This is a genomic window from Pseudomonas sp. NMS19W, assembly GCF_051554255.1.
In the GTDB taxonomy this organism is placed as follows: domain Bacteria; phylum Pseudomonadota; class Gammaproteobacteria; order Pseudomonadales; family Pseudomonadaceae; genus Aquipseudomonas; species Aquipseudomonas kribbensis.
Map to the genome: position 1 here is coordinate 1,929,826 of NZ_CP136718.1, position 10,838 is coordinate 1,940,663.

General features: G+C 59.0%; 8 protein-coding genes and 1 pseudogene. 2 read left to right on the forward strand and 7 right to left on the reverse strand.

Translation table 11 applies throughout. From position 1 onward, the window contains the following. Nucleotides 1-5: 5 nt before the first annotated feature. From R1A29_RS08825 to idi, 7 genes are all read right to left on the reverse strand, one after another. Nucleotides 6-395: a hypothetical protein gene (locus tag R1A29_RS08825; RefSeq protein WP_085703523.1), complete on the reverse strand. Its 390-nt coding sequence runs from the start codon at nucleotides 393-395 to the stop codon at nucleotides 6-8. A gap of 441 nt (nucleotides 396-836) precedes the next feature. Further along, entirely contained in the window at nucleotides 837-3,812 is a 2,976-nt protein-coding gene (locus R1A29_RS08830; protein WP_438301181.1) for an amino acid adenylation domain-containing protein, read from the reverse strand. A 163-nt stretch (nucleotides 3,813-3,975) separates the two neighbouring features. Further along, entirely contained in the window at nucleotides 3,976-5,802 is a 1,827-nt protein-coding gene (locus tag R1A29_RS08835) for a glycoside hydrolase family 15 protein (protein WP_438301182.1), read from the reverse strand. Continuing rightward, entirely contained in the window at nucleotides 5,795-6,595 is an 801-nt protein-coding gene (locus tag R1A29_RS08840) for a glucose 1-dehydrogenase (RefSeq protein WP_438302021.1), read from the reverse strand. The genes R1A29_RS08835 and R1A29_RS08840 overlap by 8 nt, the downstream gene beginning before the upstream one ends. A gap of 115 nt (nucleotides 6,596-6,710) precedes the next feature. Further along, nucleotides 6,711-7,313: a terpene synthase family protein gene (locus tag R1A29_RS08845; protein ID WP_438301183.1), complete on the reverse strand. Its 603-nt coding sequence runs from the start codon at nucleotides 7,311-7,313 to the stop codon at nucleotides 6,711-6,713. Further along, nucleotides 7,262-7,717, reverse strand: a complete 456-nt coding sequence (locus tag R1A29_RS08850; protein WP_438301184.1) for a hypothetical protein — start codon at nucleotides 7,715-7,717, stop codon at nucleotides 7,262-7,264. The genes R1A29_RS08845 and R1A29_RS08850 overlap by 52 nt, the downstream gene beginning before the upstream one ends. Before the next feature lie 25 nt (nucleotides 7,718-7,742). Then, complete coding sequence (gene idi / locus R1A29_RS08855) at nucleotides 7,743-8,312, reverse strand: isopentenyl-diphosphate Delta-isomerase (protein WP_438301185.1); 570 nt, start codon at nucleotides 8,310-8,312, stop codon at nucleotides 7,743-7,745. 331 nt (nucleotides 8,313-8,643) lie between these two features. Between idi and R1A29_RS08860 the strand changes: the two genes are divergently transcribed. Further along, the gene (locus tag R1A29_RS08860) at nucleotides 8,644-9,816 is read left to right on the forward strand and encodes an MFS transporter (protein WP_438301186.1); all 1,173 of its coding nucleotides are present in this window, start codon (nucleotides 8,644-8,646) and stop codon (nucleotides 9,814-9,816) included. Nucleotides 9,817-9,923: 107 nt separating this feature from the next. After that, a pseudogene (locus R1A29_RS08865) lies at nucleotides 9,924-10,657 on the forward strand (thioesterase II family protein). The last annotated feature ends 181 nt before the right edge of the window (nucleotides 10,658-10,838 follow it).

A 10,838-nucleotide genomic window follows, 5' to 3' on the forward strand; every position in this document is an offset into this window, starting at 1 on the left:
ATTCCTCAAGTTTCGGCTTCCGCCACCTGATTGAAATACTTGCTGCGATCCGGCGTAAACGTCACCACCATTTTCGTCCGCGAACAGGTCATGACCCGCTCGGAACCCAGATCAATATCCAGATCTTCCCCACGCAATCCTTGCCACTGAGCCAGATATTTCAGCGATCCGTACTTTTCATTCTTCTTCAGGCTGCGACTCACGCCACCTTTCCAGCCCAGTACCGGCAGTTCATCGGCGCTGCAGCGTTGAGCGAGGTCGGGGAAGCGGGCGGCGCGCTGGCGGCCGATTTCCCAGCATTTGATCAGGCCCTTGTCGGCGGCTTCCCACAGTTCGTCGCGGGTCAGGCCCGTGCGCAGAGGGGAATCGATGGGGCGGTGGATGCGTTGGCTCATTCTGGTTCCTTGAATCGGGTTTTTATTGGACAGCTCCGCTGTGCCCGTTGCGGTGGATGGTAGGGGGGATGTAACCGCTGGCAACAAGGTATTTCGGGGTGTAAGTGCGAAGGATGGGGAAGGCTTGCTGGGAGGCTGACAAGTGTTTATCGACTCTTAAACGCACGTGGCTGCAACCAGATTGCTGTTGATAACCCGCATAGCCAAGGTGCAACAGGATTCAGCGTTTGATGACTGAAGCGGGTATCAGGATGTTGACGTGTGGGAGAAAACCCATTGAGTCAGTCTTTTCCTACAAATGTTGGAGAGAAAGAGCATTTTTCTGACTGTGTCTGGTGCTTTTTCAGTTGGGAAGATCAGTAAATGGATGACGGGAAACGACCAGACATGACGAAGTCGCAGCGCGAATCGGTCATGTCCAGTCGCAAAATTGCAGTTTGATCACGCTACGAAAGGGGATTCCTGGATCTTTTTCAGGTACGGGATCAGCAGTTTTGCGTCGAACTCCGGCTCCCGTATGCCACTGCCTTCAAGAAAACGCTGGACGTTGGAACAACCCCAAAGATAGGTGTTCTGGTAAAGCTCCACGGTGGACTGATTGTCGACGATCTTGTCCCGAAACAGGCTCGACAGTGGATAAAGCGGGGCCCGTGGGTTGGTTTTCCAGAGATCGACCCAGTCGTTGAACGGCAGGCGGGCGAAATTCAGACCGCAATGGGTTTCCAGCCGGGCGAAAAAATCTTCGAGGGTCAGATTCTTCTCGGGCGAGGGGATGAGATTGAATTTTTTGCCAAGGGCCAGCGTGTTGCGGGAAATACAGCCGATCGCTTCGCACATGTAGTCGACGGTCGTCAGGCCTTCGCGCAGGTTGGTCAGCGCGGGTATGGCCTTGAACGCCAGACAGGTCTGGATCAGCCGGCTCCACCATTGATAGCCGGCGAATTCACCGGTACGGCTGTCGCAAGTGGCGTAACCCAGGCGGAAGGTCATCAGTGGCAGGCCTTTTTTCGCGGCCAGATCGGCGATTTTTTCCATGACCCATTTGCTGCGCACATAACCCAGGTCGGTCACGACGGCGGGCAGGTTCTGATCGATGTCGTCATGCTCATACATCGTGGTTTTACCGGTGTGCAGATGCCCCCAGCTATAGACCGAGATGGTCGACAGCAGAATCAGCGGTTTGAGTCGGCTGCGGACGGCAAAGTCGATGACCTGTTTAAGCCCCTCAACATTGTCCTTCTTCATGTGGGAATAAGGCTGAATGAAATTGACGGCGCTGGCGGAGTGATAAACGACGTCAATCAGGTCGCACAGCCGTGCATACAGCGTTTGCTCAAGGCCAAGTTGCGGTTCGGAGAGGTCGGCCGGGAAGGTGTCGATGCGCATCACATCATTCGATTCGAGGCGGATTTTGTAGCGTTCAAGCGTGGCGGTCACTCGTTGCCGGGCCAAAAGAGGGTTGGCGGCCCTCACTGGGCAATGGATCTTCGCGTCGGTAGTCCTCAGAAGTGTTTCAAGCAAGTGAACACCAATGAAGCCCGTGGCTCCGGTGAGCATGATGTGTTGCGGCGCTGTCAGTTGCTGCTCGCTGAAACGGTCGGCGGGAGCGAAAGTCGGCGGCAGGTTTATATCGTCCTCCAGCGCGCGCACCGGTTCGCTTTGCGGTATCGGGGCAGCGGCGTTCTTCCTTCGACTCAGTTCTGCGGCCAAGGCTTTGATGGAGCAGAACTCGTAAAGATCCCGGATGTACGCAGGGACCTGAAGTCGTTCCGAAATGTCTCGCAGGACAGCCGCCGCCATCAATGAGTGGCCTCCGATCTCAAAAAAATTATCGCGAGTTGTGAAGTCGGCGTGGCCCAGATGCTGCTGCCAGATGGCGGCGATACGCGCCTCAGTGTCATTGGCGATATCGATTTTCGGCGCATCATTTGATGCGGCGGCGAAGTGTGCCTGAAGTGCCTGTTTGTCCGTTTTGCCATTGAGGGTGCAGGGGATGTTTTTCAGCAGTAAGTAGCGGGCCGGCAACATGTAGTCCGGCACTTCTTTTTTCATGCCGATTTTCAAGGCTCCGATCAGGTCGCCTGTCTTTGCATCAGCCGTTGGCACCACGAACGCAATCAGGCGTTTGCCGGCAGGTCCTTCGTTCGCGTCCACCCAGACGACTGCCGTCTTCACACCGGGCTGGCGCAAAAGGGCTGCCTCCACATCTCCCGGTTCGATCCGGTAACCGCGAATTTTCAACTGGTCGTCGTTGCGCCCCAGGTACTGAACGCTGCCGTCGGGCAAGAAGCGTGCGAGGTCGCCGGTGCGATACGCCTGCAGGTTGAGGGATGGCAATGTGATGAAGCGCTGTGCAGTCAGCTCCGGGCTGGACAGGTAGCCGCGCGCCAGGCATTGGCCACTGATGTACAGCTCGCCAATACTGCCCGCCGAAACGGATTCGAATTTCTCATCCAGAATGAACACTCGCGTGTCAGCGACCGGAAACCCTATCGAGGACACGCCGTGATCGCCGGACTGATCGAAAACCCGACACGTTGTATAGATCGTTGCTTCCGTGGGGCCGTAGTAATCCACCAATCTGTAGTTCAGGTCTTGTGTCTCGATGGACGGCAGTTTTTCACCGGCGGTAAACAGATACTGCAAAACCAGATTCGAGGTGTGGGGATGCCGGATCAATTCACTGACCAGCACCGTCGGCACATAGGCATGAGTGATCAAGTGTTCGCAGTAGAAATCGTGGAGCTCCGGAACACTGCTGCGTATTTCGTCCGGCAGGATGTAAAGGGTGGCGCCAGCGCACAATGGCGCCCAGATCTCCCATTGCGATACGTCAAAACCAACACCGACTATTAGCGTCGAGCGGCAGTCGCTTGTCATTGCAAAGTGCTCGTTGTGCCATTCGATCAGATTCAGCAACGAGTGATGTTCAATCTCGACCCCTTTGGGCTGGCCGGTCGTGCCGGACGTGAAAATCACGTACACGACATCCTCGGCCTTGGGCGTTTTCAATAGCGCAGCGGATAAGGAGGACTCCAGAATTGCCTTGATGGAACGCTTGGGGACTGCGCAATCCGTAGCATCGTCACTGTCTGTAACCAGCACGATTTCAGCCGCGCATTGATCAATGATGTTGCGCTTGCGGTTATCCGGCAGGCGGGCATCGATCGGGACATGACAGGCCGTGGACTTGATGACCCCAAGCTGGGCGACGATCAGCTCGATGGAGCGATGCCCGATGATGGGCACCCGCTGGCCCTGCGTGATGTTGTTCTGAATCAGAAAACCGGCGACTTTGTCACTTTCGCTATCGAGTTCAGCGTAAGTGAGCTGCCGTTCAAGGCTGTGGAGGGCAATGTGAAGGGGAAACTGCTTAACGTTTTGTTTGAAAAGCTCCAGGACAGTTTGAGGTTGCATGATGACGCTCCGGTCAGTGCCCCGTCCAAACCGCATTTTGTTCTGTGTAGCCAAAAATTGTGGGGCAGTTCTCATTTTAGAAAATGCTTCTGCCCCAAATCCTTTGTTCCTAGAGTGTGTTTTTCTATGGATATTTCCATGGGAAATATAAGGAAGCCTCCAATCAAGGCTGCCAGTAATTCTTCTCCCCACTCAACTTGCGATCAAGAAAACTCGCCGCACTGATCAACGCCAGATGGGTCAACGCCTGGGGCGTGTTGCCCAGATGCCTGCCACGGTTATCGAACTCTTCCGCGTACAACCCCAGCGGATTGGCATAACGCAGCAATTGCTCGAATTCCAGATGGGCCTTTTCCAGTTGCCCGGCGCGGGCCAGACATTCCACATACCAGAACGAGCACGCAGCGAAGGCGCCCTCGGTGCCTGACAAGCCGTCGATCCCCGAATCATCATTGCGATAGCGGTAAACCATGCCGTCACGCACCAGATGTTTTTCGATGGCTTCCAGTGTCGCGAGCCAGCGCGGGTCCTTGGCGCTGACGAAACGCACCAGCGGCATCAGCAACATCGAACCATCCAGCGCGGTGCCGCCCTGGTACTGCACAAAATGCCCGTGCTCCGGGTTCCAGAAGTTGTCCCAGATGTCGGCGTGGATCGCCTGGCGGGTCTGGTCCCAGCGCGCAAAAGGCGCCGGCAGCGAGCGTTTCGAGGCCAGGCGGATCGCCCGGTCCAGCGCCACCCAGCACATTAGTCGTGAGTGCAGGAAGTGATGTTGCTCACCGCGCATTTCCCAGATGCCTACATCCTTGGTCTGCCAGGTCTCACAGACCTGATCGACCACTTCCATCACGTGTTTCCAGCCTTCGTGGGAAATCGCATCGCCGTATTTGTTGACCAGATAAACGGCGTCCATCAGTTCGCCGAAGATATCCAGTTGAATCTGGTCGTAGGCGCCATTGCCGATCCGCACCGGCTTCGCGCCGCCATGCCCGGACAAATGCGTGAGTTCGGTTTCCGGCAGTTCCTGGCGGCCGTCGATGGCGTAGAGGATGTTGAGTTTCATCGGCTGACCGCTGCAATCACTGACCCGCCCGCGCAGCCAGCGCATGTAGCCGTTGGCTTCGTCGACAAAGCCCAGGCGCATGAAGGCGTAGACGGTGAAGGAGGCGTCGCGGATCCAGGTGTAGCGATAGTCCCAGTTACGCTCGCCGCCGGGTGTTTCCGGCAAGCCGAAGGTGGCGGCGGCGAGGATTGCGCCGTGCTGGCGCGAGGTCAGCAGCTTCAGGGCGAGGGCCGAGCGGTTGACCATTTCCCGCCAGCGACCGCGATAGTTGGACTGGCCGATCCAGTCGCGCCAGAACTTCAGCGTGCGTTCGATGCACAGCTTGGCGGCGCCTTCGGCAAAACGCGGATCGTCGCTGGCGCCGAGCATGAACGCTGCCGTTTCATCTTGCTTGAGGGTGAATTGCCCGACTGCCGCATCGTGATCGACGCTCAAGGCTTGATCCGAGGCCAGCCGCAATGTCGGCTGCCCGCTGGCGCTGAACAGCACATCCTTTTTATCGACGACCGCGCGCGTTTCAGCGCGAGCGTAGTCATGCCGAACGGCGCAGCGCAGATGAAACGTTGCCTGCCCGCTGACCACCCGAACCCGGCGGATCAAAACCGGTAACGCCTCATCGTTGTCGCCAATGGGCAGCAGATCGGTGATTTCCACCACGGCATGGTCACTGAGCCAGCGGGTCTGCAGGACGTTGGTATCCGGCAAATAAATCTGCTCGCGCCGGGCATCGGGCAGGTCCGGGGCCAACTGGAAAATCCCCGCATCGGGCGTGTCCAGCAGCGAGCAGAAGATCGACGGGCTGTCGAACTCCGGCCAGCAGAAAAAATCCACGCTGCCCTTGTCGTTGACCAGCGCCGCGCTGCGCATGTCGCCAATGATGCCGTGGGCGTCGATGGGGCTTTGTCGTTCGGAAGGATGCTCAGCCATTGCCACGGAACTCCGGATAGAGGCTCATGCCGCCGTCGATGAACAGGGTGGTGCCGACGATGTAGTCAGAGGCATCGGAGGCTAGGAACACCACCGCGTTGGCCACGTCCTCGACATCGCCGATGCGCCCGTAAGGAATGAGTTTGAGCAAAGCCTGGCCGGCGTCGCCTTCGGTGGCGTCCTTATTGATCGCCGTGCGAATCGCCCCCGGCGCGATGCCGTTGATGCGGATGCGCTGGTGGCTGACTTCCTGGGCCAGGGTCTGCATCAATTGATCGACGCCACCCTTGGACGCCGCGTAGTTCACATGCCCGGCCCAGGGAATGCGCTGGTGCACCGAACTCATGTGAATGATCTTGCCGGCGGCCCGGGACACGCCTTCGCGCACGCCCTGGCGATTGAAGATCCGCAGCGCGGCGCGGGCGCAGAGGAACTGTCCGGTGAGGTTGACGCCGATCACCGTGTTCCAGTCCGCCAGCGACATATCCACAGCCGCCGCGTCTTTTTGCAGGCCGGAATTGGCCACCAGAATGTCCAGCGTGCCGAAGGCGTCGAGGGTCTGCTGAAACAGCCGCTCCACGTCCTCTTCCTTCGAAACATCGGCGCCGATGGCGATGGCCTGACCACCGTCGGCGACGATCTGCCGGGCCAGCGCTTCGGCGGGTTCGGCCTGGCGGTTGTAGTTGATGACCACGGCGGCACCGGCGGCGGCCAGGGCTTTGGCGGCGCCATGACCGATGCCGGAACTGGCGCCGGTGACGAGTGCTACCTGGCGGGCGAGGGAAATCTGCATGAACAGTCGCACCTTGTACGGGGATCTGATCAACTGACCGATATCCTTGAGTCAGAGTTCAGACCGAGTGCGGCAGACCAGGCAAACAGGTCCAGACCCGCAGGAGTGCACAGAATCAGACGTGGTAACGCGCGCTGTGTTTATGCCACTCCAGATTGCCGCCAATCCATGTCTTCAAGCCTGTGAGGTAGCGCCGCAATACCGGCGAGCGCGTGCCTTTCATCAACGTACCGTGCAGGCGTTCGTATTCTTCCATTACCGCGTCGTGGATATCGGCCGTCAGGTCGATTGCCTCTTGTAGCGAACAGTTGTGCCTGGCTGCCAGCAGGTAAGGCAGCTTGAAGTCTCCGGTTTCGTTCAAGTGCTCCTTGTAGGCGGAATACAGATCGTTGACCAGCGTGGTCGCCAGCGAGGCGAGTGCGGTGATGTGGTGAATCTCTGGATCGGAGTACGTGTTGGCCGGGACTTCATAGCCGCCGATCGGATCGATCAATACCAGGCATGGCCAGAAGCTGTTGACCTGCCTGCTGGCAAGATACTCGGCAACGGTGGGTTGAGTTCCATACAGGCGCCAGGGCCCTTCGGCAGCCATGGTCACGAACATCGCAATGGTAATCTGCCGGACCCGCGCCACCTGGGATGGCGTGCAGAATCGAGCGACCCGGCTCATGTAAGCGAGAAGGCCACGAATGACCGGGTCGCGCGTTTGCTGCTGCAATAACTCGTCGTCGAACGGGGAGGCAAGTAAACCGGGTCGAGGCCGGTCATGGCGAACGAAAGTCGCTCTGCCACTTTCTCGGGGTTGCCGCCCAATGTCCGGTCGTCGCAATAGTAGTCATCCACGGCGAACAGGGCTGCAAAACACTGGGCCGCCAACAGCAACCTGTCCGGGTCATCGGTGTCCGCGTGGCACAGCATCGCGTAGCGCCCGAAGTCGGAGGAGCGGATCTTTTGCAGTCGGCCCTCGAAAATGCCAATGGCTGGCAGCCAGTCCATCAAGCGCTCGTTGACGACCTGGCCCAGTGGTTCATCAATGCGGGTCGGTGCGGGGCAACGCAACCTTCGCACGACAAAGGGAGCCACTGCGCTGCGAGGTTGTGTGACTGCAGATGATGGGGTCATGACGATATCTCCTTGAAAGGGATGCTCACCCTGAGGGATCGTTGAATCTGCGTTCGCGATGCATCGCGAGGTTTTGCCATCGCCTCAAGTCGGCCGGCCCGTTGTGTTCACAGAGCCGACGAAACCAGATGCTGAACTTGTCAGGCTCCGCTGAGACAGACTGGTGAACCCGGGCAATGCTCAACCATTGCCAGGCGTGAGCCTCTGCGGGATTGGCGACAGGGTCGACATGACTGATGCCGGCGAATATGTGATCGAACTCATGCTCGATCAGTTGATTTGTTACCGGTTCGCGATAGAGCAGCGTGGAGACTTTCCTCAGTGGACAAGTGAGGCCCATTTCTTCCTGCAGACGGCGTCTGGCTGCCGCCAGGGTGCGCTCGCCATTGCGCGGATGACCGCAACATGCATTGGTCCACAGTCCCTGAGAGTGATATTTGCCAAGTGCGCGTTGTTGCAGGAGGACGCGATCGTGGGTGTCGAAGATGAAGATCGAGAAGGCTCTATGCAGCAAGCCTTGGCGATGAGCCTGCAGTTTCGGTGAGCAGCCCAGTTTTCGGTCATGTGCGTTGACGAGTATCAGCAACTCTTCCATAGCCAGACTCCGGTGTGTCTTCGCTACTTTGGTGTTACTGCCAACCAGACAACGTAGGGAAATTCAGACGTGTGATCTGATTCGAATCTAGTGCGCGAGAACGTGGCCTGCAATCGTGTTTTTAGACCGTTTAAGCAGCAACTGATCCTGTTTTAAAAGCATCTGACCATCTGTTCTGTATCGGATCTGTCATCGATCCGGCTATTGCCAAACCGGGATCTCGACTGTTCAACCTGCAAAGCCAGCGTCTTCACATTCCACCAACAATTCCTCGCTTTCCCGCCCGTCAGGCTTTGTGGCAAGTTGGCCGCCCCTGATGAGGCAACAACCGATGGCAAACCCTTACCGCGAACTGTTCAACGCCCCCGGCGCCCGGGCCTTTGTGATGGCCGGGATGATCGCGCGCATGCCGATCTCCATGACCGGCATCGGCGTGATCACCATGCTTTCGCAGTTGACCGGCGGCTATGCGCTGGCCGGTGGCGTGGCGGCAACTTTCGCCTTGGCCACCGCATTCTGCGCGCCGCAGGTGTCGCGGCTGGTGGACCGTTACGGTCAGGGGCGGATTCTGCCGGTGTCGGCGCTGATCGGTGGCGGGGCGTTGCTGATGTTGTTGCTGTGCACCCGTTTGCAGGCGCCGAACTGGACGCTGTTCGTCTGTGCCGCGCTGGCCGGTTGCATGCCGAGCATGTCGGCGATGGTGCGGGCGCGCTGGACGGAAATCTATCGCGGCCAGCCGCAATTGCAGACCGCTTATGCGCTGGAGTCGGTGCTCGACGAAGTCTGCTTCATTGTCGGGCCGCCGCTGTCGGTGGGGCTGTGCGTCAGCGTGTTTCCCGAAGCCGGGCCACTGGCAGCGCTGATCATGCTGGCCATCGGCGTGACGGCATTCGTCGCCCAGCGCAGCACCGAGCCGCCGGTGCATCCGCATGAATCCCATCATCAGGGCTCGATCATTCGTTCCACCGACGTGCAATGGCTGCTGCTGTTGATGGTCGCCATGGGCATGATCGTCGGCGTGGTCGATGTGGTCAGCGTCGCGTTCGCCCAGCAGCAGGGGCAACCGGCAGCGGCAAGCATCGTGTTGTCGGTGTATGCCATCGGTTCCTGCCTGGCGGGCATCGCGTTCGGGGCGATGCGCTCGAAGCTGCCGTTGCCGCGCCTGTTCCTTTACGGCGGCCTGGCGACCGCAGTGACCACGCTGCCGCTGTTGCTGGCGACCAACATCTTCGGCCTGGCCCTGGCGGTATTCATCGCCGGGCTGTTCTTCTCGCCGACCCTGATCGTGGCGATGGCGTTGATCGAACGCATTGTGCCGCCGGCCAAGCTCACCGAAGGCCTGACCTGGCTGGTGACCGGCCTGAGCATCGGTGTGGCCATCGGCGCTGCAGGTTCCGGCGCGCTGGTGGATGCTTTCGGCGCCCGCAGCGGTTTTTGGTTGGCGATTGCTGCCGGGGCGGTGGTGTTGTGTTCGGCGGTGCAGAGCTTCCGTCACCTGAAATGACTTTTGCCCATGTCAGTGGCGCCGACGGGGAAATTTAACGCCCGTCGACTAATTTGCCACGACGCTGATCCGTACCCCTTGAAGAGACTTTTTTCGAGGGAAACGTGGTGACCAAGCTGACCCTGCTGTGCCTGCCGTATTCCGGCGCCAGTGCCATGGTCTACAGCCGCTGGCGGCCCAAGCTGCCGCAGTGGCTGCAACTGCAGCCGGTGGAACTGCCGGGGCGGGGCGCACGGTTCGACGAACCGCTGCACACCGACATGCGCGTGCTGGCCATGCAGTTGGCCAGGAACTGCGCCCGACACTCAAGACCCCGTATGCTTTGTTCGGCCACAGCCTGGGTGCGTTGATGGCCTGCGAAATCGCCCATGCGCTGAGGGCGCTGGGCTGCCCGGAACCGGTGGCGCTGTTCGCCTCGGGCACCGCCGCGCCGACCATGCGCGCCGAGTACGACCGAGGTTTCGCCGACCCCAAGACCGACGCCGAACTGATCGAGCAGTTGCGCACGCTCAACGGCACCAGCGAAGAAGTGCTGGCCAACGAAGAGTTGATGAGTCTGACGTTGCCGATCCTGCGTGCGGATTTCCTGCTCTGCGGAAAATTCCAGCCGTTGCAGCGCCCGCTGCTCAAATGCCCGGTGCATGTGGTGGGCGGCAAGGCCGACAAGGCCAGTACCGAACAGTTGATCGGCTGGAGCAAGGAAACCACCGGCAGCTTTTCCGTGGACATGCTCGCCGGCGGACACTTCTTCATCCATGAGCACGAAGCCAAGGTGCTCAAGGTGATCAAGGATCAACTTGAGGTTCATCACCGGCGCCATGCGCTGGCCGTGAGCGCCTGAATATCAACCGGCAACTGCGTGCTCTCTGTCCGCAGTTGCTCCTTCTTGCCGCTCGCAACTTTGAGCTTGCGGCTACCTTTCTGATAGTTCCTCTCAATCGCTAATTTTTCCGGTCTGCATTCGTTTTATAGGGACGACGTGCCTTTGTGCTGCCTGTGCCTACTGATCCGGATGCCAAGAA

What these genes read in the sequence shown, in the direction of transcription:
- R1A29_RS08825 (WP_085703523.1), bottom strand. Translation starts at nt 395, where the DNA reads ATGAGCCAACGCATCCACCGCCCCATCGATTCCCCTCTGCGCACGGGC.
- R1A29_RS08830 (WP_438301181.1), bottom strand. Translation starts at nt 3,812, where the DNA reads ATGCAACCTCAAACTGTCCTGGAGCTTTTCAAACAAAACGTTAAGCAG.
- R1A29_RS08835 (WP_438301182.1), bottom strand. Translation starts at nt 5,802, where the DNA reads ATGGCTGAGCATCCTTCCGAACGACAAAGCCCCATCGACGCCCACGGC.
- R1A29_RS08840 (WP_438302021.1), bottom strand. Translation starts at nt 6,595, where the DNA reads ATGCAGATTTCCCTCGCCCGCCAGGTAGCACTCGTCACCGGCGCCAGT.
- R1A29_RS08850 (WP_438301184.1), bottom strand. Translation starts at nt 7,717, where the DNA reads ATGACCCCATCATCTGCAGTCACACAACCTCGCAGCGCAGTGGCTCCC.
- idi (WP_438301185.1), bottom strand. Translation starts at nt 8,312, where the DNA reads ATGGAAGAGTTGCTGATACTCGTCAACGCACATGACCGAAAACTGGGC.
- R1A29_RS08860 (WP_438301186.1), top strand. Translation starts at nt 8,644, where the DNA reads ATGGCAAACCCTTACCGCGAACTGTTCAACGCCCCCGGCGCCCGGGCC.